Raw genomic sequence first — 24,451 nt, forward strand, 5'->3', positions numbered from 1 at the left:
TCAGTTGATGCGGCAGCGGTGAGTGCGGGCGGCGAGTTGGGCAGCGGACCGGCTGGAGTAATCGGCGCACCAGCCGCACCGGTCGGCGGTGCACACGGCGGCGTGCACGGTGCGGCCGTTCCGGTCGCGGTGAGTGCCGATCTGCACCGGGCCGATCCGCATGACGGAGTGGAAGTGGTCGCGGGCGGGCATCTCAGTCGATCTCCGTTCGTGTGGTCGTCGGGTCGGGGAAGCTGGCGCGGATACCGGCTGCGGTGGCCGGGTCGGTGGTGCGTTGGGCGGCTTCCTCGGCGAGCAGGTGGGCGAGGAAGGGCCGGTCAGCGGCAGCCATCTCGCGGGCGCCGTCGAGGTAGTCGGCAACGGTCAGGTCAGCCGGATCACGGGTCATGGGGCGTCGCTTCCTTTCGGAGTCAGGCGAGCTGGGCCGCGATGGCGTCGGCGAGCTGGGGCGGGACACCGAGGCGGGCGCGGAGGGTGTCGGTGTCGATCGGGTTCCCAGTGCGGGCGTGGTGGTCGGCGGCGACCTTGCGGGCGTGGTCGACCAGCGCGGCCGGAACCAGCACGGCGGGAGCAGCGGTCGGGGCCGGGGCGGTCTGAGGCTCGGGGGCGGGAGGCGCGGCGCGTTCCTCGACGTCGGCCACCGGCGCGAGTGCGGATTCGGGCTTCAGCTCGTCCTCGACGGCCGGGCGCTGGGGTGTCGAGCCGGGGTGCGCCGACGCTTCCGGCTCCGGGTGGGTGGTGGTGTGGGCAAGGAGGGTGCCGCCCATGAAGGCCAAGGCAGGCCAAGCAGCGACGAGAATGCGCAGCCAAGCAGGGACGTGACGCATGTCGAGGAGTCCGGCGGTGGCGACGTTGGCGCCGAGGGAGGCAGCCAGGGCGATGAGGAACCAGCACCAGGCCAGCCGGGCGGGCCCGCCAGTGCGCAGTCGACGCCAAGCGGCGACCAAGAGCAGGTCGACGCTGATCGGGTAGGCCCAGGCTTTCCAGCCGTCCTGTCCCGCAGCGGCGGCCAGATCGTGCAGGTGGGCGAAGGACAGCGCCCCGGCTATGACCGCCTGGACCAGGACGGCGTCGACACGCAGGCGGGCCATCACGGGTTCCTTCCTGTCGTCGGGCATGGGAGGGGTACGGACCTGGCGCGAAGACGGTCACGCCGACCGGAGAAGAAGGTGAGGGTCAGGCGGAAGCGGGGGCTGTCTTGGACAACCGATCCCGGGCCGAGGGCACCGCTGCGGTGATGGGGCGGAAGGCCGCCAAGGCAGGCACGTCAGGGGTGCGGTGGGCGTGCTTGTTGCAGATGTTTCCGGCCTCGCGCAGCGAGGTGTGCGGGGCGCGGATGCGGTGCCATCCGCCAGTCGAATCACCCGCGATGGCCAGGCCGCGGGTCTCGGCCGGGATCTGGATCGCTGCCAGCACGGCGTCGGGGGCGATGTCGCCGAAGGCCATGTTGGCGGACGTTTCGTCGTTGACGCGGTGGGCGGTGCGGCCGGTGAGCTGGGCGCGGAGCATGGTGATGCCCTTGCCGAGTTCGGAGCCGAAGCGCTGCCCGCAGATCTCCAGGTAGATGCCGGCCGCGCGGCCGAGCTGAGCGATGCGGACGAGAGCGGTGATGATCCGGTCCCGGCGCTTCTCCTCGTCCTTACTGGCGTACAGGGCGAGTTCGGCAACCTCGTCGACCAGGACCACGACCGGCACCGGCCGGATGTCCTCGGGCAGGGCCCAGACGTCGGCGGCGATCTCCGCATCCGGCACGGCGACGCTGATCCTCTGCTCAGCCCGGATGAGCTGGTACACCTCCTCCATGTGCGTCACCAGCGCCTCCAGCAGTTCCAGCGCGGTGTCGGCGTTGTCGGCGAGCGCGGAGAACCGGCGGGCCAGCGGGAACAGCTCCACGCCCTGCTTGCAGTCGATGCCGACCAGGGCGACATGGTGCGGGGCGAGCCCGGCGACCAGGTTACGCTGGTAGACGGACTTGCCGGACTCCGTGGCACCGAGGGTCAGCCCGTGCGGGACGGCGCGGTAGTCGCGGTAGTGCACCGAGCCGTCCTCGCGCAGGGCGACCGGGATGCGCATCGGCCGGGTATCGAGCCGGGCGGGCATCTGCACCCGCTTGAGCACGTCGTAGCCGGTCATCCGCACCTCCACCACGCCCGAGCGGATCTCACGGGAGGTGACCCCGTACAGGCCGAAGGAGTGGCGGAGCCGGTCAGTGGTGGCGGCGACATCGAAGGCGTCCTGTCCGGGCCTGAGCTTGAGCCGTAGCACCAGGCCGGTGCGGGTCGGGCGCAGACGCAGGATGCGCGGCGGGCGGGGGCCCGGCACCTCCCGGCCAGCCATCCGAGCCAGGGTCAGGCGCCAGCGGGCGGGCGGGACGGTCAGCCCGCAGGCGTCCATGACCGAGGCGTAGCGGACCAGGACCCGCACGGTGGCGAAGGTGACGCCGAGGGAAAGCCAGTACCAGGCGGGGCGCCGCCACCGCAGGAGACCCGCAGCAGCGACGACCATCACCACAGCGACCATGGACCAGGTCATGATCAAGCCGCCCTCGCGCCCGAGGCAGCGAGCGAGGTGACCGCGAGTGCGCGGAAGGCGATCCCGTGCCGCCGCTGACCGTTGAACTCGTTCTCCCACGGCCGGGCGATCAGGCCCGTGAGCGCGACCGGGGTGCCCATGGCCAGGTCACCAGAAATACCGGTCTCCGGGACGGCGATGGACAGGATCTCAACGTCGTCGTTGGCCGCGAACATCACGTCCACGGTCATCAGCTTCACACCGTCCGCGTCCAAGGCGATCTCACCGGTACGGCGGTCACGGACCTTCGGCTGGGCGGGCTTGGCGACCATCACGGTCGCGGCGGACGTGTCGACGGGAATCTGACGCATGATGGAGGTCCCTTCAGGGGCGGGAGCGGCGTACTTGCTTGGCGGTGGGTCGCCGCTCCTGAACGTTGATTGAATGCCGCAGCAAACCTGCGGAGTGTTTGCGCCTCCAACTGGTGCGCACCAGAAGGTTGCATCTGGTGCGCACCAGATGTCAAGCGCTGTCGCTGGCCCGGCATCTCAACTCGCCCGACTGCGACGGTTCCAGGTAAGCGCGTCGAGCAACGCCGGTAGCCAACAGGGGTTAACAGCGGATTGGTTAACCCCTGCCGACCTGGGCCGATGTAGGGCATGCTGCTATTACGGCTCAACACCCCAACGCGGAGCGGCAGTACGCGATGAGTGGACTCAAAGCAGCGAGGACGGCACGGGCATGGTCGCAAGAGCGACTTGTGCGGGAGATCGAACGCCATGCGCGCCAGAACATGCTCACCGTCGCCTCAACCGCGAGTTTGCGAGTGTACGTATCGGAGTGGGAGAACGGCCGACGGACGATCTCCAGCCACTACGCCAAGATCCTCCGCGCGCTGCTCGGGATCACCGACGACGAGCTGACGGGCGGATCACAGTCGCCGCTGGCAGTCGCCACGGCCGACGGGTACGACGAGCTGATCGGCCGGATCGATGAGGCCCGGAACGTCAGCCTGACGATGGTCAAGACGTTCATGGAACAGACCGAACTGCTCCGGACCATTGACCGGCAGATGGGCGCCGCCAGCCTGGTCGACCAGATGACCGCCCACCTGACGCGGCTGGAGGACGCCCTCACCTTCGCGGTACTCCCGGAGACCCGACGCCCAGTCGCTCTGGCTCTGGCCGGAGCAGCCACCTTGGCGGCCTGGCAAGCCCTCGACGTCGGAGCCGTGGAACGAGCCTGGCGTCACTACGAGCTGGGGAAACGCGCCGCCCAGGAGGCCGAGGAGCCCATGTACCTCGCGCACGCCACCGCCGAACAGGCATATGTGCTCTGCGACGCCGGACGTCCTGAGCTGGCGGTGCAGCTGGTCCGAGATGCGCAGCGGCTCGGTGGAAAGGGCATGTCTCCGCGCCTCAGGGCTTGGCTGTACGCAGCCGAGGCGGAGATCTGCGCCCGAGCTGGGCTTCAGAACGAGTGTCGACAGGCTCTTGAGCTTGCGATGCGACACCTGCCCGCAGGAGAAGACGCCCGCGATCCGGACATGCTGAGCATCTTCCTGAATGAAGGGCACCTCACCAGGTGGCGCGGGAACGCCCTCGCCCTGATCGGCGACGCCGAAGCAGTGGACAGCCTGTACGCCGCGCTGGAGACGACCGACCCCACGTTCATCAGGTCCTCGGCGGGGCTCCACTGCGACTTGGCCCAAGCCCACCTGGCCCGCGGCGAGCACGACCAGGCGCAGAAGCACCTGCGGCAAGCCCAACTGGTGGCAAGCCGGACCAGGTCAGTACGTCACAGGCGCCGGATCGAGCAGCTCACGCAGCGCTTGTAGGCGACGCACCGGTACCTCGCGAAGCGAGCACATGAAGGAGGGCGACCAAGGTGCCGGACCCCATCAGCTCACCACGAGCCATCAGCCCGGGAATGTCGGACAGAGACACCCAGGCGATGTGACCGGCCTCTTCTAGATCGGTCGGCTCACCGACCAGCTTCGCCCCATGACCGATGAAGATTTCATGCGGCGAGTCGACCATGCCGACCATGGGCTGGTACGTGACCACATGTTGCAAGGCGTCCGGCCGCCAGCCGGTTTCTTCCTCGACTTCACGCAGGGCGGTCTGAAGAGGTTCCTCCCCCGGGTCGACGATGCCGCCCGGCAGCTCCCAGCCGAAGGAAGCAGGGACGAAGCGGTACCGCCACATCATGAGCACCCGGTCCTGGTCATCGATCACGGCGGCGATGGCCACATGGTGGAGCTTGACGACATGGTGCTCAAAGCGCTTCACGCCGGGCGGTTCCACGTCGACGAGGCTCAGCTTCACCCAGGGGTTGTCATACAGCGTCCGCTCACCATGGATCTGCCAGGGCTCGAGGTCCGTCGGCGCTTCGGTGGTCACTGACCGATCCGGCACCCGGTAGGAGCTACGGCCATGGACTTCGACGACGCCCTCAGCAACGAGCCTGGCCAGCACCTGCCGCAGGGCCGTACGGCCAATCTCCAGATCCTCCGACAGGGTCCGCTCGGACGGGAGCTTGGAACCTGGCGAGTACTTGCCCGTAGCGATCCACTCGCGAATCGTGCGGTAGACCCGCTCCGACTTGGGTCCCATCCGGTGAGCACGCTCCTGCCGTTCTGGTTAGTCGTTGCATTTGTAGCGACAACCAGGGTATCCACATGCCTACTCACGTGAGTAGGCATCGACCGACCAAGACGATCAACCAGAGCGCGGTAGAACTTTCCCTACTCGATCAAGGCGGCTCGCTCCGCTCACCGCGCGCGGCCCGGCCCCCGGCCGGGCCTGCGCTCCTGTCTCCGCCCCGCTCCAGCCCGGCCGCCGACCGTGCCGCGCTCACAGCAAGCAGCCGCCTGATGCCAGAGAAGGGGTACGTCGTGGCTGGGGCGGTCGGCTCCACGGCTTTAGGCACCTCCCCAGTCCGGGTCCCGCGTCGGGCATGGCCAGGGGGCCACTCGTGCTAATTGCGGGCAGGTCCAAAGCCTGCCCGAGTTGCCAACCAGCGTACGGCCCCCTGGCCATGCCCGACCCCAGACCGGGCAGGACACCGCCCAAACCCGCTCCGCCGCCCGCGATCTACAGATACCCTTTCGTCCAGCCAACGTAGGGGGAGACGAGCTATGGCCACTCAGGATCATGAAGAAGACTGGGGCGACGCAGAGCTGTCGGAGGAAAGCGAACAAGGAGAGAACTCACCGCCGGCAGCGGAAACAGCTTCGGAGCGCCGAATGATCCGCGAATTGGCCGAGCACAACATTGGACTCAAGAATACGACAGTCGATTCTTTTCAGTTTAGTGCACACCCTAAGTGGAACTCCACGATACATCGAGAAGTTCGCCTTCCTAGAAGCCACCACGCCACGCTTTTAACTCAACTCCAAAAGAAGGTCGAGCACACGAAAAGATGGGCCGGGATCATGACCCCCTCGGAAGGGTATCTGGAGGTACTTCTGGGCCCCAATCAAGCACAGATGCCCCCCTCCTACATTTCGAGGAGATTATCGGCACTGGTCGCCGACAGCACCGAAAGCGAATGCACCCGCCGCCACGAACCCGACAACTCTTCCTCCGTTCACTTTAGGCGGTTTCGAGACGAAAACCGCCCAGTCAAAATTCACCTGACCGGCGAGGATGCCTGTATAGAAATCTCTGGCCCCTCCCCGGCCTGTCACATCCTAACTAATTACGGCTTCAGCGATAGGCCGCGATACGCCACTTCCCTGCGTATCTTCTACGACAGGCCCATGAAGCCAGAGGAGCTTGAGGCATCAGCAGAGCCACTCATCGCCTCATTCCTGTACGAACTTGATGTTCGCAACCAGTTGAACATGCGACCACCTAAGTGGCCCAGCCAAACGGATCGGCGGCGCCCCGCGAATGCGGAGCAACCGGAGCGGATCGTCCGTTTCCCGGAAACTGTCATTGAGCCTGAGGTTTCTGTGCTATTCCGCTTCGCTGGAAGCGCCACGGAGAATCCTCCACTCGCCTTCCTGTCGTACTATCAGGTTCTGGAGAGCTTCTTTCCAGTCGCAGGCAGGAGAAGTGCGCTCAAAAAGATCGAACGGGAACTAACCAACCCACTTTTCAACCGCCGCAACGATAAGCACCTAGTGCGGCTACTCAACGTTGGCGAGAGTGCCGCAACAGCATCCGAGGCGGCACACCTTAAGATGCTGCTCGACGAATTCGTAAGACGCGACATCCTCGCAGACTTCTTCAAAGAAAATCACTGGGGCAAGCACTTCACGAAGCAAGGACCAATCAAAGGCATCGAAGAAAACATTAACTTGGAGAATCGACAAACCCCACTGACTCACCAGGTCGCCGAGCGCGTATACAGAATTCGGAACCGAATTGTACACGCAAAGGATGATCCTAAATATCAAGAGACTCCGGCCCTCCTGCCACAAAGTGACGAGGCCGAGGCTCTATGGCCTGACATTAATCTCGTAAGACTACTGGTTTGTGAGGTCATCCTCAGTGACCAAGTACGCGTCTGAGTTGTCAAAGCATGCAACATGCTATGGCACAAAAATCCCGCGCCCCGGCCTGCCCCCAGCGCAGCGAGCCCATGAAGTCCGGCAGCTTCGTTCCTCTCAAAGCGAGAGGACAATGGCCAACAAACCCGCCGGACGTCATGGAGGTACTGGTCGACGTGTCTAGTGGCGCTGGGCCGACCGGCCGGATGGCTCGTGGAAGTTTGCTCGGTGCCGCAGCTGTTGCGTTGACGCCCAAGGCTGACATCAACGCTCCAGGACGGCGGCGGCACACAACAGCCACGCGTGGCATCGGTGCACGGGACGAGCCCCGACCAGACCGAGGGGAGATCGAACCCCTAGAGCGGGTGTCGCAGGACCGACGTGTCACTTGAGCGCAAGAGAATTGTCCGTTCGCACGTGCGTCATACAAGAGAAGCAGGGAGGACTCGAATCGTGTCCGAGGCTCCCTGCTGTACTACACATGGCCCGCTCTGGGGCCACCGTCAACGATCGATCGGTCATTCCCCTTCAGAAGGATTCGGCGTTGCCAGACGGCTTCCGCGGCTGGTCGCCACGCGCAGCACGTCCCGCAGTGCGCCAGCCAACTGCGCGGCGACGAGCCTCAGTTTCTCTAGATCTGCGGTCTCGTCGTCGAGTACCTGAAGCGCTTGCCTCAGCAGTTCGGACGCCATCCCGAGTTGCTCCGTCTCGATGTGGTCCGCCAAGCGGGACATGTAGCCCTCCCGGTCATCGGTGTCCAGGTAGCACGGCTTGCCCTCTGGCCCAGCCCACGGGAGAAGCCTCAGCTCGTGCTGTGCCGTCATCCCTGCATCTGCCTCTCGTTGGATCTCGCCACTGGATGTCGGCGCACCGCCAGGTGCCCAGTCGCTCATTGCTTCGCCTCCGCTGGCCGGTCCTGGTCGGACGCCGAGTGACACGGGCAGCCACACGCCTCGTAGATCAACGGCACGTCGACCGGTGCCGGAGCTGGAGAGGACTCCGCGCAAGCCTGGTGCGTGCCGATTCGGCAGGCGGGCGAGCGGTAGGGGGCGGCCGAAGCGGCCGGGCTGTGGGTCTGCCGTCGAGAAAACATCAGCAAGCCCCCAGAAGGGCCGATCGGGCCTCGGTCGGCAGATGGGGAGCAACGACCACCGTCGGGTGCTGTCGTACGCGCCTTTCCCAGGCCAGCACGTACGGGCGGACGAGCGCGGTCTCCTCAGCCATGAGCGAGTAGCGGCGCCTCGCCCAGTCGGAGGCCCGGCTCAGGACAACCGTCGGTTCGTCTGCGGGCGCAGACGCGACGGGAGCGACCGGAGGGGGCGGCGTTAAGGGGCGGCGGTGCCTGCCCTTGGAGAAGTGACGCGCCCTGGTGAGGGAGACGGCACGGCGGATACGGTTGAGCACGTTGAATCAGCTCCTATCGCTGATGGCCCGGTCCCCTGACATCGCCCGTCGTGGGGACCGGTCTTTCTACGACCGCCCGGAGAGTGCGGCCGTTCTGGCAGGTGACGAGGAGCCCGAACCGATCGGCCTCGGCCAGCGCCGCCAGGACCTCCTTCCATGACTCGGCGGAGAGTGATTCCGGCACCTCCGCTTCGACCGATGTGAATCGGGCGTGCTCCTCCACGCGCGTGGGGAGCCCGACGGCGGACAGCCGGGCGGCGATGGCCGCCGCGCTAACTCCCGAAGCGGGCACAGGGCAGCCTCCGTCAACTGGCGATCACTTTCAGTAAAGCTAGTTAACTAGATTAGAGCTAGTGGACTAGATTTTCCATATGCCTGAGCAGCCGCCCTATCTCCGCATCGCCGACGAGCTCCGGCGGCGGATCGCGGAGCACGTATGGGAGCCGGGAGACCGTCTGCCGTCCCGCGCCCAGATCGGCCAGGAGTGCGGGGTGGGCGAGAACGTGGTCCGCCGGGCGCAGGAGTTGCTGATCTCCCAGGGTGTGCTGGAGGGCCGAGCCGGATCGGGCACATACGTCGCCGAGCCCCGGCAGCGGGTGCGGGTCGTCCGGTCGTCGGCGCGCGAGCAGCCTGAAGGGTCGCCGTTCCGCGCGGACATGAGGGCTGTCGGCAAGCACGGCGACTGGGAGAGCCGGACCGACGCCAAGGTGCCGGCCCCGGCGGACATCGCGGCGCGGCTCGGTATCGCCGAGGGCGAGTTGTGCGTCCGGACGTCGTACGAGTTCCTGGCCGACGGCAGGCCGGTGCAGCTCTCGACGAGTTGGGAGCCGTACGACCTCACCGCCGGCACGCTCGTCGTTCTCCCCGAGGGAGGGCCGCACGCCGGGGCGGGCGTCGTGAATCGCATGGCCGTTATCGGAATCACCGTCAGCCATGCCGTGGAGCAGCCGGAACCGAGGCAGGCGACCGCCGAGGAAGCCTCGCTGCTCGGGATCCAGAAGGCCGCGCTCGTCACGCACATCCGGCGGACGTACTACAGCGACCAGGGGCGGCCCGTGGAGACGGCGGACATCGTCGTACCCGCCGCTCACTGCGAGATCGTGTACGAGATTCCGATCAATCGGTAGTCGGCGTGGGGCCCATTCAGTCGGTGTCCGGCCGTGCCCCTTCCGTGCCCGATCGGTCGGGGAAACATGGGGAACGGCGGTCTCCGGCGGGTGGCGCGCATGGCGACGGCCCCCGACCGTCTTACCTGGTCAGGGGCCGTAACCCTGCGGAGGCTGAGGGATTTGAACCCTCGGTGACATCGCTGCCACGACGGTTTTCAAGACCGTTCCCTTAGGCCGCTCGGGCAAGCCTCCCCGCGCCATTCGTGGTGGCGCGGGGATCAGCCTAGCGCGTCAGCTGTCGCCCTTGCGCTTGCCCAAGGTGAGGTCGACCTTGGACACCTTGCCGCCGCGCTTGTAGGTGAGGGTGACCTTGTCGCCGGGCTGGTGGGTCCAGATCTCGCTGATGAGGGTCGGGCCGCTGTCGATGACCGTGTCGTCCAGTTTGGTGATCACGTCGCCGGACTTGAGGCCGGCCTTGTCGGCCGGGCCGCCGGGGACGACGGCGGGGCTGCCGCCGGCGCCGCCGGAGGCGATGGTGGCGCCGCTGGAGGAGTCCTTCATGTTGACCGTGGCCTCGATCACCGGGTAGACGGGCTGGCCGGTCTTGATCAGTTGCTCGGCGACGTTCTTCGCCTGGTTGATCGGGATCGCGAAGCCGAGGCCGATGCTGCCGGACTGCTGGGACTCGCCGAGACCGCTGCCGTTGCCGGCGGACTGGATGGCGGAGTTGATGCCGATGACACCGCCGTCCGCGTTGAGCAGCGGGCCGCCGGAGTTGCCCGGGTTGATGGAGGCGTCGGTCTGGAGGGCGCTCATGTACGAGGCGTTGCCGCCGCCTCCGTCGCTGGAGGCGACCGGGCGGTTCTTGGCGCTCACGATGCCGGTGGTGACGGTGCCGGAGAGGCCGAAGGGGGCGCCGATGGCGACGGTGGCGTCGCCGACGGCGACCCGGTCGGAGTTGCCGAGCGGCAGCGGGTCCAGTTTGGCGCCGGAGGCGTTCTTGAGCTTGACCACGGCGACGTCGTAGCCCTGGGCGCGCCCGACGACCTGGGCGGTGTACCGCTTGCCGTTGGAGAAGGTGGCGGTCAGCTTGCCGTTGTCGGCGGCCGAGGCGACGACGTGGTTGTTGGTGAGGATGTGGCCCTGCTTGTCGTAGACGAAGCCGGTGCCGGTACCGCTCTCGCCGTTGTTGCCCTGGGCCTCGATGGTGACGACGCTGGGCAGGGTCTTGTTGGCGATGCTCGACACCGAGCCGGGCGCGCGGCTCTCCGTCTTGGGGTTGCCGTAGGCGGAGACGGTGGTGGTGTCGCCGTCGCTCTCCTGGTCGGCGGCCCAGAAGCCGATGCCGCCGCCGATGCCGCCCGCGACCAGCACGGCGGCCAGGACGGCGGCGACCAGCCCCCGGGGCTTGCGCTCGGACGGGCCGGAGGAGGGCACGGGAGCGGTCCCCCACGGTCCGCCCGGGCCTCCCTGTCCGCCGTGTCCGCTCTGTCCGCCCTGCCCGTCGCCCGGGTCGCCGCCGTGCGGCTGCCCGCCCTCGGCCGACCACCAGGCGCTGGACTGCCCGGCGTCCGGTCCGGGGCCCGGGGCACCGGGTGCGCCGCCGCCGGATCCGTCGTCCGCGCCGGCCGACGCCGAGACGGCCGGGGGAGCGGCCGGTGACGCGGGCGGGGGCGTCGACGGGGGTTGGGCGGGGGGCGCGGCCGACGGTGCGGGGCCGGGGGCTCCCGGCGACCCTGCTCCGTCAGGCGTGCCTATTGGCGCGTCCGGTGCGGTCGGCCGCGAGCCCGCGGTGGGCTCATAGTCCGGCGCGGGCGGCACCGCTGGGTTCGGGTGCGGTGCCGGAGGGGCCGGATGCGACCCGGGCGCGGGCGGAACGGCAGAGCCCTCGTTCTCGGTGCTCACAGCTCTCTCCTCAGGTGCACGACAGTTTTCCTCGACGGCCCATGTGTGCGTCTTACCGTCGTCAGCTTTTCCCACAGCGCGTCAGACCGCCGTAAGGAGCGGCAGCCTCGCGGACTACCACCCTTTATCCCGGACAATTCGCCCTACCGCCATTCCGTGCGAACGAACGGAGGGGCCGCGTCGACCGGCTCACACCGGGCGGTGGCACCATAACGCGGTGACCTATGCGCGCCCTGCCCGGGACAGCCGCCCCTGGCCGCACACCGTCTCCGTCGTCGCCCATCGCGGCGCCTCCGAGGACGCTCCGGAGCACACCCTGGCCGCCTACCGCAAGGCCATCGAGGACGGCGCCGACGCCCTGGAGTGCGATGTCCGGCTGACCGCCGACGGCCATCTCGTCTGCGTCCACGACCGCCGCGTGGACCGCACCTCCAACGGCCGGGGCGCGGTCTCGGCACTGGAGCTGTCCGATCTGGCGGCCCTGGACTTCGGCTCCTGGCGCGGCCGGGCCACCGACAAGGAGGAGCCGGACCGCGACAGCCGGGACAGCACCTCCGTCCTCACCCTGGAACGGCTCCTGGAGCTCATCTCCGACGCCGGACGCCGCGTCGAACTGGCGATCGAAACCAAACATCCCACCCGGTGGGCGGGCCAGGTGGAGGAGCGGCTGCTCGCGCTGCTGCGCCGCTACGGCCTGGACACGCCGCCGCCCGGCGAACCTTCACCCATCCGTGTGATGAGCTTCTCAGCGCGCTCACTGCACCGGGTGCGGATCGCGGCCCCCGCCATCCCCACCGTCTACCTGATGCAGTTCATACTGCCTCGCCACCGGGACGGGCAGCTGCCGGCCGGGGTGCGGATCGCGGGGCCGAGCATCCGGATCGTACGGAACCACCCCGGGTATGTGGCGCGGCTCCAGCGCGAGGGGCACCGAGTGCACGTCTGGACCGTCGACGAACCGGAGGATGTCGAGCTGTGCCTCCGTCTGGGCGTTGACGCCCTGATCACCAATCGCCCCAAACAGGTACTGTCCCAACTCGGACGCTCATAATGGGCATTACAAGGCGTGCACCGGCGCGTTCGGTACGTATTCGATCGTGACGAGTGCGTCACGCGATGCCACTTGGCCGGTTTCCGCTCCAGCGCCGCGGGGCATTCATCCCGTGGCGTGGGGCTAAGGAGGTCTCGGGGGTGGCGTTGGTGGTGGCACGGCAGGTGCCGACGTCGTCGACCATGGCCGTACCCCATGGTCCTGCGGGCGTCCGCGCGGCAAGACAGCGGATGCGTGTGGATTTGGGCAGGACTGGGGTATCGGATTCGGTCATAGACGACGCTGTATTGATCCTTTCAGAACTACTCAGCAACGCATGGCGACATGGCCGCCCTTGGCGTTCCGGCCATGATGGGGCCACGGTTCGGGCTGCATGGAGTGTCGACGAGGACGACCGGTTGACGGTCGAGGTGACGGACGGCGGAGGGCCAACAAGGCCACTTCCGGCCAATCCCTCGGTGACCGCACGCGGCGGCCGCGGACTGAACATCATCACGTCGCTGGCCGAGGACTGGGGCGTGCGGGACGACATTGGCGAGGTCACCGTATGGGCCCTTCTTCCACCTGATGATGATTTCGCCCATCGCGTCACGATTCCCTCGGACATCTCCCCCGACCTGGGTGCGGGGCTGGCCTCCGGGCTGCGTCCGAGCCTCGACGCGAATCTCGAGACGAACCTCGGGGCGACTCTGGGGCCCCATCTCGAAGCCGGTCTCGACCCGAACCTCGGCACGAATCTCGGGGCGAATCTCGGCTCGAACTTGGGCTCGAACATAGAGGCGAACATCGACCCCGATTTCGATCGCGAGCTGGACTTCGCCGATCTGGACGAGCTCGCGTAGCCGACGCGGCTCATGGAGCCGACGTGGTTCGGCCAAAGGGCTAGGCTCGCGCCCGTACCAGTCGTACGCGCCGTAAGAGCACCGCCGCGGCCGTACGCAGACCGTCACGGGCGTACGAGCAAGCCCTGAGCCGCACGATCGGGAGACAGCCTCACCATGGCCAAGAAGCGCCGCCCCCAGACGAAGGCCACAGGCCCACAGGTTGCCACCGGCGAGATCCCTGTGGTGGGCGCGCGGGAGCCGTGCCCGTGCGGCTCGGGCCGTCGCTACAAAGCCTGTCACGGCAGGGAAGCCGCACACGCCGTCACCGAGCTGGTGCAGCGCCCCTTCGAGGGGCTCCCCGGCGAATGCGACTGGGTGGCCCTGCGCGAGCTGGTGCCCGCCGCGACCGTCGAGCTCACCCTCGCCGAGGGGCTGCCCGAGGGGGTTCCGTCGGTGACCCTGGCGACCGTGCTGCCCATGGCGTGGCCCGCGCTGCGCCGCGACAACGGCACCGTGCTGGTCGGCCTCCAGAACGACACGCCCTCCGGCGACATCAGCCGCGACCTGGCCGACACCCTGCGCCGGGCGCTGATCGCCGAACCGGGCACTCCGGTGACCGCCGAGCGGGCCCCGGGCGACGGTCCGCGACTCCAGGATCTGCTCGACCCGAAGGGCACTTTCTCGCCGACCCTGCACGAGGGTTTCGAGTTCTGGCTCGAGGACGCCGCGAACGCGACCGGAGAGGTCGCCGCGTCCCTGGAACGGGCCAACGCGGCCGCGATCCCCACCGCCCGGCTCACCGGCGTGGAGGCGGCCTACTGGTGCCGGACGCCGGAGAAGAACCACCTGCGCTGGGTGATGTCCCACCCCGAGGAGAAGCTGCTGGACGCGCTGGCCCGGCTGCACGCCGCGGGCGCCTCCTCGCTCGGCGAGAACACCCGGCTGGTGGGCTCCTTCCGGGCCCATGGGCTCACGGTGCCGGTATGGGATCTGCCGCTCGGGATGAGCGCCGAGGACACCGAGAAGCCGGCCGTGGACCTCGCCGAGCGGCTCGCGGAGGCCCTCGCCTCCGACACCCCGCTGACGCCCGAGCAGCGCCGCGCCCGGGGCGGTCTCACCAACCGTCAGGTGACGCTGAGCTGAGGGTAGCCGGACGAGTGGCGGGCGCCTCCGGAGTACGTGACGCTGCTCACAACTGACTGTTACGCCCTGCAAATAGACGTCCGGAAATCCGCGATCGAATTTGCTAACAGCCGATCTCTTGTTACGGTTCTAAAAGCCCGGTCGCTGGTGCATCCCCCGTCGCCAGCGACCGGGCGCTTCCATGTCCGCTCGGCGTCCGCGTCCGGACGGCGACGCGGGACGGCCGACAAGGTACGGACCAACTGACCGCGGCACCGCGGGAGTTGCTTCCGGAACCGGGCCCGCGACCGGCACCGGCACCGGCACCGGCACCGAGAGCGAACCCGAAGCACGGGGGCTCCGGCCCCGGAGAAAGTCCTGAAGCCGAGCGCCCGGGCCGCGGAGTTCCGTACACCGGAAAAAGCTCTGTACGCCACCCCGGAAAAGCTCTGTACGCCGCACAGGCCGCCCACGGAGCCCCGTGCGGCCGTGCCCCCCGGAAACGCCGGGCCCGGAGCCCGGGAAGTCGCCTCCCCGGCCTCCGGGCCCGTTTCCGAGTTCCAACGTCGAGCCCGCCTCCGAGCCCGCACAACGCCCCTGAGCCTCGCGCTCAGCGGCCCCCGAACCCCCGCACCCGGGGCCCGCCCTCAGTAGGCGAGCCGGCTGCCCCCGTCGGGCGCACTGGTGCTCGCCTCGACCAAGGCGTTCACCACTGTGGCCACCTGAGGCAGCCAGGGCTGCCCGGAGCGGCGCAGCGGCGGCCGCTCCCAGCGCACCCGTCCGAGGCCCGTCTGGGACGGCGGCAGCACCACATAGCCGCCTTCTCCGTGGAACCGCAGCGAGCTGGGCACCCAGTCCTGCTGGTGCAGCAGCTCGCCGAGGTCCTCGAGGGAGTACGGCTCCACCAGCAGCGACCAGCGGGTGGGCGTGGCGACCACCGGGCCGAGCCGCACTCCGGCCCGGTCGAAGACCGCCAGCGCCCGCGCCCCGGCGACCGCCGGCAGGCTCACCGCGCAGGGCGCGCGGCCGCCGGTGGCCAGGAGGAGGGGAGCGGAGGGGCGGTTGCTCCACCACCAGCGCACCATGCGCTCGTCGGTGGTGGCAGCAAGGAGAACAGGATCAAACGGGTGACCGCCCGGAACCGCACATTCCGGGTCGGGGCAGCCGCATACCCGCGGCCGACCGCCGCCGGACCGGAGTCCGACGCCGGGGACCACAGGCCACTGCCACTCGGTGGCGCAGGTGAGCGCCGCACGCAGCAGCGGCGACCGCGCGCCGCGCCGCAGCGAGAACTTGCGTCGCCTTCCGAGGATCTCGCGCATGAGCGCTCGTTCCTTTCCGTTAACGCCGAGGGCTGTCCGTCGCACTACATCGCACTTCAGATGGCACTTCACTTGAGCACTACGTGGCGCTGTCCGGCATCGTTCGGCCCGTCACAGCAGGTGGATCACAAGTCACTGCGCGTACAAGGCAGCGCATCATGCCGCAGGCCGAGCGTGGAACGTGGCGAGGGGTGGCGCGCGCATGGCGCTTGCCGTCCGGTTGGTGCTTTTCCTCGCCACTCGGGGATGGGCGCGGCCGTTGTGGTCTATGACGCCTGGACCGGCCGCGGGGTTCCGGGGCGATCCGAACTGCCCCTGCCCCTCTCCGAATGTGTACCCGCCGCGGTGGAGACGACGCGCTGTCGAATGACGTCAGTCGACCTCGAAGGTACAGCGTAATGGCTTTTTTTCGGCCAAGTTCAATTCCCCCCAGACACCAACAAGACCACCGGGACGATGCTGGACATCGCATCTCCGCTCCGTGTACATCTGGAGACAGTAGCGGCACAGTAGCGGCGCAGCACGACAGGGGGTTTGCGATGCTATTGAGCGAGCCGGACGCGGTGGGCGGAGGCAGCGGGCCATGAACTCGCCCCACGCGCCGAAAGTGGCTGGAATCGATCCTTCCCTCCCCTCGCCCACGCAAACTGCGGACCCCGTCACTCCGCCCCTGGCGGCGCCCAACTCCGGTGTCCAGGACCGGCTCGCGAGCTGGGTGTCGGATCTCACGACCCTTCATGAGCTCACGGAGCGGCTGGTCCGGACCGACACGCTCGACGAGGCGCTGCGCGAACTGCTGCGCGCGGGCGCGGCCCTGGTCGGCGCCCAGCGCGGACTGGTGGCGCTCGAACCGGCCGACGGGCTCGGCCCGGTGACCACCGTGGGGCTCGGTCTCGGCCACGCCGACCTCGGCCAGATCGAGACCATCCCGCGCGGCTCCGCCTCCGCCGGCCATCTCCTCGACGGGCTGCCCGAGCCGGACGGTGACCGGCGTGCCGATGTGACACACCCCGATATCGCCGGCGAGGCCGATCTCGACCCGCGCCACCGCGAGGTGGCCGCACGGCTCGGTTTCTCCGCGAGCTACGCGGTGCCGCTCGACCCGTGCCGGACCGGCCCGTGTACCGCGCCCGGTCTCACCGCCGTCCCCACGCCCGGCCTCACTGCCATCCCGGCGCCCGCCCCCGGTGCCGACGCCCATGGCGCCGGCTGCTCCGCGGGCGCGGGCGGCCATCCGCCCCCCGGCGCGGCGAGCTCCCCGAACGCCACCAGCGGCACCGGAGCGGGCCACGGGCGCGTCGCGCCGCCCGCCGCGGCCCCGCCCGGCATCGCCGCCGCCATGGGCGCCGGCGGCCCCTCAGGGCGGCTCGGCGGAGTCGCCTGGCTCTATGACGAGCCCGCCGAGCCCGCGGAGCGCCAGCGCCATCTCGTGGGCCTGTACTGCCAATACGCCGCCGCGCACATCACCCGGCTGATCGAGCTCTCCCGCGCCCGCGCGACCGTCGCGACCGTGCAGGAGGAGTTGCTGCCCACCCGGCTGCCCCGGGTCCCCGGGGTGCGCCTGGCCGTCCGCCACCACCCCGGTCCGCACGGCGGCGGGGACTGGTACGACGCGCTGCCGCTGCCGGACGGGGCGCTCGGGCTATCCGTGGGCGGGGTCACCGGCTCCGGGCCCAGCGCCGTGGTCGCCATGGGGCGGCTGCGGGCCTCGCTGCGGGCGTACGCGGTGATGGAGGGCGAGGACCCGGTCGCCGTCCTGTCCGATCTGGAGCTGCTGCTGCGGCTCACCGAGCCCGCCCGCTCCGCGACCGCCCTCTTCGCCTACTGCGAGCCCGGGACGCGCAAGGTGGTGCTGGCCGGGGCCGGGCACTGCCCGCCGCTGCTCACCGGGCAGCGGCGCACCGAGTTCGTGGAGACCACGCTGTCCGCGCCGCTGGGGATGCTCTCGTGCTGGGAGGCGCCCAGTGTCGAGATCGAGCCGTCCTCCGGAGAGACCCTCCTCCTCTACAGCGACGGGCTGCTCCACCGTACGGGGGAGCCGATGGACCGGGCCTTCAACCGGCTGCACACGGCCGCGGCGAGCGCTCCCAGGGGCGTGCGCGGCGATCCGGACGCCTTCGCCGACCATGTGCTCCGTATGGTCCTCCCCGATGGCCTCGCGGCCTCCGTGGGGCGGGCCTCGGAGGACGGCACCGAGGACCTCGTCCTGCTCGTGGCCCACTTCGACTGATGCACGGCGGCTCGTCTCATTGGCCGCCGTTGAACGGCGCGTCTCCTTGGCCGCCGTTCGAACGGCTCGTCTTATGGCTGTCGTTTGAACGGCTCGTCCACTCGTCCAGTGGTTCGTACCTGATTCATGGCCCGCGTGGACCGAGGCCGGAGCGGGACCACGGCCTCGGTCGGAGCCATGGTCACCCGGTGCCATGGGCCCTCCCTGCCGTCGGGCGCCCGCACATACCATGGGAGGGGTCCAGTTCGAGGAGGATGACGTGACCGAGGAGCCCACTCCAGAAGCCCCGGAGACCCCGGAAGGCGAGGAGCCCATCAAGCAGCGGAAGAACGGCCTCTACCCAGGCGTTTCCGACGAGCTCGCCGAGAACATGAAGTCCGGCTGGGCGGACACCGAGCTGCACGATCTGGAGCCCGTCGAGCAGGCTCCGCACACCGCCCGCCGCCGTGTCGCGCTCTCCGCGCGCTTCCCCGGCGAGCGCCTGGTCATCCCCGCGGGCAATCTCCGCACCCGCTCCAACGACACGGACTACAGCTTCCGCGCCTCGACCGAGTACGCGTACCTCACCGGCGACCAGACCGAGGACGGTGTGCTGGTGCTGGAGCCCGAGGCGAGCGGTGGCCACACCGCGACGCTGTATGTGCTGCCGCGCTCCAACCGGGAGAACGGCGAGTTCTGGCTGGACGGCCATGGCGAGCTGTGGGTCGGCCGCCGGCTCAGCCTTACGGAGGCCGAGAAGCGGCTGGGCCTGCCCGCCAAGGACGTCCGCAAGCTGGCCGACGAGCTCACGGACGCCACCGGCCCGGTCCGTATCGTGCGCGGTCACGACGCCGGGCTGGAGGCCGCCCTGACCGACAAGGTCACCGGTGAGCGCGACGAGGAGCTGCGGGTCTTCCTCAGCGAGCAGCGCCTGGTCAAGGACGAGTTCGAGGTCGGTCAGCTCCAGGCGGCCGTGGACTCGACGGTCCGTGGCTTCGAGGACGTCGTCAAGGTCCTGGACAAGGCACAGGCCACATCGGAGCGCTATATCGAAGGAACGTTCTTCCTTCGGGCCCGGGTCGAGGGCAACGACATCGGCTACGGCAGCATCTGCGCCTCGGGCGCCCACGCCACCACCCTGCACTGGGTCCGCAACGACGGCCCGGTCCGCTCCGGCGATCTGCTGCTCCTGGACGCGGGCGTGGAGACCACCACCCTCTACACCGCCGATGTGACCCGCACACTGCCCGTGAACGGCACCTACAGCCCGGTGCAGCGTCAGATCTACGAGGCGGTGTACGAGGCGCAGGAGGCGGGCATCGCCGCGGTCCGGCCGGGCGCGAAGTACCGCGACTTCCACGACGCCGCCCAGCGCGTCCTCGCCACCAAGCTGGTCGAATGGGGCCTGGTCGAGGGCCCGGTGGAGCGGGTACTCGAACTGGGGCTCCAGCGCCGCTGGACCCTGCACGGCACCGGCCACATGCTCGGCATGGACGTCCACGACTGCGCCGTGGCCCGCACCGAGACCTATGTGGACGGCACCCTGGAGCCCGGGATGTGCCTGACGGTCGAGCCGGGGCTGTACTTCCAGGCCGACGATCTGACCGTGCCCGAGGAGTACCGGGGCATCGGCGTCCGGATCGAGGACGACGTCCTGGTGACGGAGGACGGCAACCGCGTGCTGTCGGCCGCGCTGCCGCGGACCGCGGACGACGTCGAGGCGTGGATGGCCCGCCTCACCGCCTGAGGCGGCGGCTCATCGCCTGATCGCATGGGAGGCACTGTGGGGAGCGGCGGCGCCGCTCCCCACGGTTCGTTCTCGGGCCCTTCCCGGTCCGGCACCGGCCGTTCTCGGGCCCTCCCTGGTCGTTCTCGGGCCTGCCTTGGCCGCTCTCAGTCCTGTCCGGCCGCTCTCAGTCCTGCCCCGGCACCTTGCGGGTGGTCACCGCGATCCGGTTCCAGGAGTTGATCGTGAAGATGAGGGCGATGAGCTGAGCCAGCTCCCGCTCCTCGAAGTGCCGGGCGGCCCGCTCGTAGACCGCGTCCGGGACGCCGCCGGGCAGCAGCGTGACCGCCTCGGTGAACGCCAGGGCGGCCTGCTCCTTCTCGGTGTAGAACCCGGCCTTCCCGGCCTCCTCCCAGACGCCCGCCAGGGCGATGCGCTCGTTGCTCTCGCCCGCCTCATGGGCGTCGGTGGTGTGCATATGGAGGCAGTAGGCGCAGTTGTTGAGCTGGGAGGAGCGGATCTGCACCAGCTCCACCAGGGCCGGGTCCAGCCCCTCGCGGGCGGCCGCGTCCAGGCTGATCAGCGCCTTGAACGCCTTGGGGGCGGCCTTCGCGAAGTCGACCCGCCCGGTCTCGCGCGCCGTCGTCACCGTCTCGGCGGTCATCGTCCCGGCCGTCGTCCCCGCCATCGTCGCTGTGGTCGTCGCCGAAGTCGTCATGGGGATGAAATTAGGCCGCTAAGCGACCCTCTGTAGGGTGCATTTTCATGGCGGATTCATGGGTCAATTCGGCGGAGATCCTCGGCAGTGACCTCCATCTGGAGCTCACCCGCGCGGGCAGCCGCAGGACCGCTCTGATGGCCGCGCTGCGCGAGGCCATCCGCGACGGGCGGCTCGCCCCGGACACCCGGCTGCCGCCTTACCGTTCTCTCGCCGCCGACCTGGGCATCGCCCGGAACACGGTCGCCGACGCCTACGCCGAGCTGGTCGCCGAGGGCTGGCTCACCGCCCGCCAGGGCTCCGGGACCCGGGTGGCGTCCCGTCCCGCACCGCCCTCGCCCGGGCGGCGCGCGGCCCGCCGGGCGCGCGGCGGGCAGCCGCCCCTGCCGACCGGCGGCCGCCGCGGGCCCCGGCCGGCCCCGCGTCCGGTGCACAGCCTGCTCCAGGGCCAGCCGGACGCCGCCTCCTTCCCCCGCGCCGCCTGGCTCGCCTCGGCCCGCCGCGCCCTGACCGCCGCGCCCAACGAGGCGTTCGGCCCCGGCGATCCGCGCGGCCGCCCGGAGCTGCGCCGCGCCCTGGCCGACTATCTGGCCCGCGCCCGTGGCGTGCGCACCGACCCCGAGCGGATCGTCGTCTGCTCGGGGTTCGCGCATGCGCTGCGGCTGCTGGGCGAGACCCGGCTGACGCGGCCACGGATGGCCGTCGAGTCCTACGGGCTGGCCTTCCACCGCTCGCTTCTCAGATCCGCCGGGATCCGTACGGTCCCGCTTCCGCTGGACGCCGATGGCGCCCTTACGGATGGACTGGCCGACCTCGACGGCGTACGGGCGGCCCTGCTCACCCCCGCCCACCAGTTCCCCACCGGCGGTCCGCTGCACCCCGGGCGGCGGGCCGCGGCGGTGGCCTGGGCGCGGGAGAGCGGCGGTCTGGTCCTGGAGGACGACTACGACGGGGAGTTCCGCTACGACCGCCGCCCGGTGGGTGCCGTCCAGGGGCTCGACCCCGACCGGGTGGTCTACCTCGGCTCGGTCAGCAAGAGCCTCTCCCCGGCCCTGCGGCTGGGCTGGATGGTGCTGCCGGACCATCTGGTCGACCGTCTGCTGGCCGTCAAGGGGGAGCGTGAGGGATGGACCGGCGTCCTCGACCAGCTGACCCTCGCGGACTTCATGGAATCGGGCGGATACGACCGCCATGTGCGCCGTATGCGCCAGCACTACCGCCGTCGGCGCGATCAGCTCGTGGCGGCCCTGGCCGAACACGCGCCCCATATCCGGGTCTCGGGGATCGCGGCCGGTCTGCACGCGGTCCTGGAGCTGCCGCCCGGCACCGAGCGGTCCGCACTCCGCGCCGCCGCCTGGCAGGGGCTGGCGCTCGACGGCCTCGGCGGCTACCGCCACCCGGAGGCCACCACACCGCGTCTCGACGGGCTCGTGGTGGGCTACGCGACCCCGCCCGAACACTCCTTCGCGGGGGCGCTGGACGCGCTGTGCCGCGCTCTGCCGCCCGAACAGACGGCCGCCTGACTCCTTGAGCTTCCTGACTCCTCCCGCGCTTCCCCGGCTCGCTGAATCCCGCTGAGCCCGATGAGGTCGCTGAGGTCGCCGGTCTTGCTGAGGTCGAGGTTGAGGTTCCTGAAGGACCGTGACGCGCCTACGACGCCTTGAGCAGCGCCCCTTCACGCCACTTGAGGATCTTGTCGAAGCTCACCACCACCCCACCGCGGCCCGGACGGTCGCGGTAGCGGACATGGTCGGTGAGGGCCTCGATGAGAAAGAGCCCCCGCCCGTGCTCCGCCTGTGGCGGAGCCGGACTGCGCGGCTGCTGCGGTCTCGGCGGACCCGCCGGACGCCGCTCGCTCCGGGTACGTGCCCCACGGCGGACGGTGCCGCGTCCGGCGAAGCCGGGACCGGAGTCGGTGACCTCGATACGGCAGGTGTCGCCGTCGATATAGGCCGTGACTCGATAATCCCCGCCCGCGCCGTCGCGGCCCCCGTGCTCCACCGCGTTCGCACACGCTTCGGAGAGGGCGACCGACAGATCGTAGGAGATCTCCGGATCGACTCCGGCCGTCTCCATGGTGCCGAGGAGCAGTCGTCGTGCGAGCGGAACGCTCGCCGCCTCGCGGGGCAAATGGAGTGACCACCAGATGCTCATGCTCCAGCCTCCCGGCCGCGGCTCGACATACCGTTACGTATTGCCTGGGTCCATGGTCCGTAAGCGTCTTATCAACGTGACTCCGCTCATTCGGCGGACGCGCTCGATGCGCGAACCGGTGTATGGGCCTGTCCCGGTGTGCGCCGGTACGCCCCACCCCCTGTAGGTAACGCGGCCCCCCGGTGGGATGATGGCGCGGCCATGGCTTCCCCAGTCGCCCGTGCCGGCGCCGATCTGCGAATGCTGCGGGCCGCGGTGTTCACCGCGGTCTGCGTCGTGCTGTCCGCGGCGGGGCATGTGCTGGGGTCCTGCGCGACCGTGCCGCTGTGGACGCTGGGCGTGGGCTGCGCTGCGATGTTCACGGTGGCGCTGTCGCTGGCCGGGCGGGAGCGGTCGCTGCCCGGGATCGCGCTCCTGCTGGCCACCGGGCAGCTCGCGCTGCACACGCTCTTCGCGCTCGGGCAGGACCGGGCGGCGGCCGCCGAGGAGGCCGCCCATCGGGCCGACGCCGCCCAGGGCCATGTGATCGGCCTGGCCGCCAGGCTGCTGTGCGCATCGGGCCCCGGGCGGCTCGACGCCGCGACGGCCCACCGGATCGTGGCGCACGCGGGCATCGACCCGTCCGCCTCGCACGGCGCGCACGCCATGCCGGCGGCCACCGCCCCGGTGGAGCGGGCGGCGGGGATGGAGAGCCTGCTGCCGTCGCTGCCCATGACCCTGGGCCATCTGCTGGCCGCGCTGGCCATCGGCTGGCTGCTGCGCCGGGGCGAGGCAGCCGTATGGCGGGCGGTGCGGCTGTCGGTGGACGGGGCCCGGGGCGTCGCGGAGGCCGCGCTCGTACGGGCGCTGCGGGCCGCCCTGAAGCTCGTCAGGGTGCTTCTGGCCCCTTCGGCGGCGCCTTACGGCGGGCCGCGCCGTCCGCGCACGGCCGAGCGGGACGAGGGCGGGACGACGGCCCTGGTCCTCCAGCACAGCGTGATCAGACGGGGACCACCGGCCTGCGACCTGGCGGCCTGACCGACGCGACGCTCCTCCAGCGGGACCGGAGGGTGGCCGCGACGTCGCCGCACGCGCGCCCACCCATCTGCTCATTCCTGTCTTCCTGGAGTGTTGACATGAACGCCATGCGTCTTCGCCGTCTGCCGGTCATCGGAGCCCTCACCGCGGGCGGCCTGGTGCTGCTCACCGCGGGCCCGGCCTTCGCGCACGTCAGCGTGCAGCCCGGCCAGGCCGAGAAGGGCGGCTACAGCACCATCAACTTCAAGGTGCCCAACGAGCGCGACGACTCCTCCACCGTCAAGCTCGAGGTGAACCTGCCCGCCGACCACCCGCTCGCCTCGGTGATGCCCCAGCCGGTGCCCGGGTGGGACGTCAAGGTCACCAAGTCCAAGCTCGCCAAGCCCATGGAGATGCACGGCGAGAAGATCAACGAGGCGGTCACCAAGGTCACCTGGACCGGCGGAAAGATCGAGCCGGGGACGTTCCAGCAGTTCCCGCTCTCGGTCGGCCAGCTGCCCGAGGACGCCGACCAGCTCGTCTTCAAGGCGCTCCAGACGTACGACAACAAGGAGGTCGTGCGCTGGATCGAGGAGCCCCAGGAGGGCGCCGCCGAACCCGAGAACCCGGCACCGGTGCTCAAGCTGGTCGCCCCGGCCAAGGGCTCGGACGGCCAGGACGCCGCCGCGGCCTCCGGACAGGGGCAGGGCAAGGACTCCGAGAAGGCCGGAGCCGAGAATTCCGCCTCCGAGGACGCCTCGGACGACAAGGACGGCAGCGACACCACCGCCCGGGTGCTGGGCATCGCGGGCATCGTCATCGGCGCCGCCGGTGTCGCCTTCGGCGTGGTCGCCAGCCGCCGCCGTTCCGCCTGATCACCGACGACCAGCCGAACGACACAC

23 protein-coding genes and 1 tRNA gene are annotated in these 24,451 nt (G+C 69.8%); 11 read left to right on the forward strand and 13 right to left on the reverse strand.

Annotated features, from left to right (window positions below; genetic code table 11):
- The 5 genes from AB0E24_RS12200 to AB0E24_RS12220 form a co-directional block, all read right to left on the reverse strand.
- Nucleotides 1-192 (reverse strand): mobile element transfer protein, encoded by a 192-nt coding sequence (locus AB0E24_RS12200; RefSeq protein WP_359376480.1) that lies wholly within the window; start codon nucleotides 190-192, stop codon nucleotides 1-3.
- 1 nt (nucleotide 193) lies between these two features.
- On the reverse strand, nucleotides 194-388 hold the full coding sequence (locus AB0E24_RS12205; protein ID WP_060953033.1) for a hypothetical protein: 195 nt from the start codon (nucleotides 386-388) through the stop codon (nucleotides 194-196).
- Nucleotides 389-410: 22 nt separating this feature from the next.
- Entirely contained in the window at nucleotides 411-1,091 is a 681-nt protein-coding gene (locus tag AB0E24_RS12210) for a DUF2637 domain-containing protein (RefSeq protein WP_359376483.1), read from the reverse strand.
- 85 nt (nucleotides 1,092-1,176) lie between these two features.
- Nucleotides 1,177-2,532 carry an FtsK/SpoIIIE domain-containing protein gene (locus AB0E24_RS12215; protein WP_359376486.1) on the reverse strand — a complete coding sequence of 452 codons (1,356 nt, stop codon included), beginning with the start codon at nucleotides 2,530-2,532 and terminating at the stop codon, nucleotides 1,177-1,179.
- A gap of 2 nt (nucleotides 2,533-2,534) precedes the next feature.
- The gene (locus AB0E24_RS12220) at nucleotides 2,535-2,882 is read right to left on the reverse strand and encodes an SCO3933 family regulatory protein (RefSeq protein ID WP_359376489.1); all 348 of its coding nucleotides are present in this window, start codon (nucleotides 2,880-2,882) and stop codon (nucleotides 2,535-2,537) included.
- 422 nt (nucleotides 2,883-3,304) lie between these two features.
- Between AB0E24_RS12220 and AB0E24_RS12225 the strand changes: the two genes are divergently transcribed.
- Nucleotides 3,305-4,348 carry an NsdA family TPR-like regulatory protein gene (locus AB0E24_RS12225; protein WP_359377014.1) on the forward strand — a complete coding sequence of 348 codons (1,044 nt, stop codon included), beginning with the start codon at nucleotides 3,305-3,307 and terminating at the stop codon, nucleotides 4,346-4,348.
- On the opposite strand, the gene AB0E24_RS12230 is transcribed toward AB0E24_RS12225, so the two are convergent.
- Nucleotides 4,332-5,126, reverse strand: coding sequence for an NUDIX domain-containing protein (locus tag AB0E24_RS12230; RefSeq protein WP_359376491.1), 795 nt, complete (start codon nucleotides 5,124-5,126; stop codon nucleotides 4,332-4,334). The two genes, AB0E24_RS12225 and AB0E24_RS12230, sit on opposite strands and share 17 nt — an antisense overlap.
- Before the next feature lie 524 nt (nucleotides 5,127-5,650).
- On the opposite strand from AB0E24_RS12230, the gene AB0E24_RS12235 reads away from it, so the two are divergent.
- The gene (locus AB0E24_RS12235) at nucleotides 5,651-7,030 is read left to right on the forward strand and encodes a hypothetical protein (protein WP_359376494.1); all 1,380 of its coding nucleotides are present in this window, start codon (nucleotides 5,651-5,653) and stop codon (nucleotides 7,028-7,030) included.
- A gap of 497 nt (nucleotides 7,031-7,527) precedes the next feature.
- Here the strand turns inward: AB0E24_RS12235 and AB0E24_RS12240 are convergent, their stop codons facing one another.
- Together AB0E24_RS12240 and AB0E24_RS12245 are read right to left on the reverse strand one after the other, a co-directional pair.
- The gene (locus tag AB0E24_RS12240) at nucleotides 7,528-7,833 is read right to left on the reverse strand and encodes a hypothetical protein (protein ID WP_359377017.1); all 306 of its coding nucleotides are present in this window, start codon (nucleotides 7,831-7,833) and stop codon (nucleotides 7,528-7,530) included.
- A 593-nt stretch (nucleotides 7,834-8,426) separates the two neighbouring features.
- Nucleotides 8,427-8,705, reverse strand: coding sequence for a hypothetical protein (locus AB0E24_RS12245; protein ID WP_359376497.1), 279 nt, complete (start codon nucleotides 8,703-8,705; stop codon nucleotides 8,427-8,429).
- Between the two features lie 79 nt (nucleotides 8,706-8,784).
- Between AB0E24_RS12245 and AB0E24_RS12250 the strand changes: the two genes are divergently transcribed.
- The gene (locus AB0E24_RS12250; RefSeq protein ID WP_359376499.1) at nucleotides 8,785-9,540 is read left to right on the forward strand and encodes a GntR family transcriptional regulator; all 756 of its coding nucleotides are present in this window, start codon (nucleotides 8,785-8,787) and stop codon (nucleotides 9,538-9,540) included.
- Nucleotides 9,541-9,687: 147 nt separating this feature from the next.
- On the opposite strand, the gene AB0E24_RS12255 is transcribed toward AB0E24_RS12250, so the two are convergent.
- Together AB0E24_RS12255 and AB0E24_RS12260 are read right to left on the reverse strand one after the other, a co-directional pair.
- A tRNA-Ser gene (locus AB0E24_RS12255) sits at nucleotides 9,688-9,774 on the reverse strand.
- A 39-nt stretch (nucleotides 9,775-9,813) separates the two neighbouring features.
- Nucleotides 9,814-11,427 (reverse strand): S1C family serine protease, encoded by a 1,614-nt coding sequence (locus tag AB0E24_RS12260; protein WP_079258232.1) that lies wholly within the window; start codon nucleotides 11,425-11,427, stop codon nucleotides 9,814-9,816.
- 217 nt (nucleotides 11,428-11,644) lie between these two features.
- Between AB0E24_RS12260 and AB0E24_RS12265 the strand changes: the two genes are divergently transcribed.
- The 3 genes from AB0E24_RS12265 to AB0E24_RS12275 all read left to right on the forward strand — a co-directional run bounded on the left by AB0E24_RS12265 (nucleotide 11,645) and on the right by AB0E24_RS12275 (nucleotide 14,445).
- Entirely contained in the window at nucleotides 11,645-12,478 is an 834-nt protein-coding gene (locus tag AB0E24_RS12265) for a glycerophosphodiester phosphodiesterase (protein ID WP_093705982.1), read from the forward strand.
- Between the two features lie 140 nt (nucleotides 12,479-12,618).
- Entirely contained in the window at nucleotides 12,619-13,320 is a 702-nt protein-coding gene (locus tag AB0E24_RS45985) for an ATP-binding protein (RefSeq protein WP_435865269.1), read from the forward strand.
- A 156-nt stretch (nucleotides 13,321-13,476) separates the two neighbouring features.
- Complete coding sequence (locus AB0E24_RS12275) at nucleotides 13,477-14,445, forward strand: DUF5926 family protein (RefSeq protein WP_079258235.1); 969 nt, start codon at nucleotides 13,477-13,479, stop codon at nucleotides 14,443-14,445.
- 626 nt (nucleotides 14,446-15,071) lie between these two features.
- Here the strand turns inward: AB0E24_RS12275 and AB0E24_RS12280 are convergent.
- Nucleotides 15,072-15,746, reverse strand: a complete 675-nt coding sequence (locus AB0E24_RS12280) for a bifunctional DNA primase/polymerase (RefSeq protein ID WP_069861083.1) — start codon at nucleotides 15,744-15,746, stop codon at nucleotides 15,072-15,074.
- A gap of 607 nt (nucleotides 15,747-16,353) precedes the next feature.
- On the opposite strand from AB0E24_RS12280, the gene AB0E24_RS12285 reads away from it, so the two are divergent.
- On the forward strand, nucleotides 16,354-17,976 hold the full coding sequence (locus AB0E24_RS12285) for a GAF domain-containing SpoIIE family protein phosphatase (RefSeq protein WP_435865278.1): 1,623 nt from the start codon (nucleotides 16,354-16,356) through the stop codon (nucleotides 17,974-17,976).
- A gap of 229 nt (nucleotides 17,977-18,205) precedes the next feature.
- Nucleotides 18,206-19,702, forward strand: a complete 1,497-nt coding sequence (locus AB0E24_RS12290; protein WP_359376506.1) for an aminopeptidase P family protein — start codon at nucleotides 18,206-18,208, stop codon at nucleotides 19,700-19,702.
- 166 nt (nucleotides 19,703-19,868) lie between these two features.
- Here AB0E24_RS12290 and AB0E24_RS12295 read toward each other — a convergent pair whose 3' ends face one another.
- Nucleotides 19,869-20,399: a carboxymuconolactone decarboxylase family protein gene (locus AB0E24_RS12295; RefSeq protein ID WP_435865270.1), complete on the reverse strand. Its 531-nt coding sequence runs from the start codon at nucleotides 20,397-20,399 to the stop codon at nucleotides 19,869-19,871.
- 47 nt (nucleotides 20,400-20,446) lie between these two features.
- Between AB0E24_RS12295 and pdxR the strand changes: the two genes are divergently transcribed.
- Nucleotides 20,447-21,922 (forward strand): MocR-like pyridoxine biosynthesis transcription factor PdxR, encoded by a 1,476-nt coding sequence (pdxR, locus tag AB0E24_RS12300; protein ID WP_359376508.1) that lies wholly within the window; start codon nucleotides 20,447-20,449, stop codon nucleotides 21,920-21,922.
- Between the two features lie 127 nt (nucleotides 21,923-22,049).
- On the opposite strand, the gene AB0E24_RS12305 is transcribed toward pdxR, so the two are convergent.
- Nucleotides 22,050-22,553 (reverse strand): ATP-binding protein, encoded by a 504-nt coding sequence (locus AB0E24_RS12305; RefSeq protein WP_069861091.1) that lies wholly within the window; start codon nucleotides 22,551-22,553, stop codon nucleotides 22,050-22,052.
- A gap of 201 nt (nucleotides 22,554-22,754) precedes the next feature.
- Between AB0E24_RS12305 and AB0E24_RS12310 the strand changes: the two genes are divergently transcribed.
- Both AB0E24_RS12310 and AB0E24_RS12315 read left to right on the forward strand, forming a co-directional pair.
- Nucleotides 22,755-23,570 (forward strand): hypothetical protein, encoded by an 816-nt coding sequence (locus tag AB0E24_RS12310; RefSeq protein ID WP_359376511.1) that lies wholly within the window; start codon nucleotides 22,755-22,757, stop codon nucleotides 23,568-23,570.
- Between the two features lie 98 nt (nucleotides 23,571-23,668).
- Complete coding sequence (locus AB0E24_RS12315) at nucleotides 23,669-24,424, forward strand: YcnI family copper-binding membrane protein (protein WP_371350603.1); 756 nt, start codon at nucleotides 23,669-23,671, stop codon at nucleotides 24,422-24,424.
- Nucleotides 24,425-24,451 lie beyond the last annotated feature (27 nt).

The organism is Streptomyces malaysiensis subsp. malaysiensis (genome assembly GCF_040653035.1).
In the GTDB taxonomy this organism is placed as follows: domain Bacteria; phylum Actinomycetota; class Actinomycetes; order Streptomycetales; family Streptomycetaceae; genus Streptomyces; species Streptomyces malaysiensis.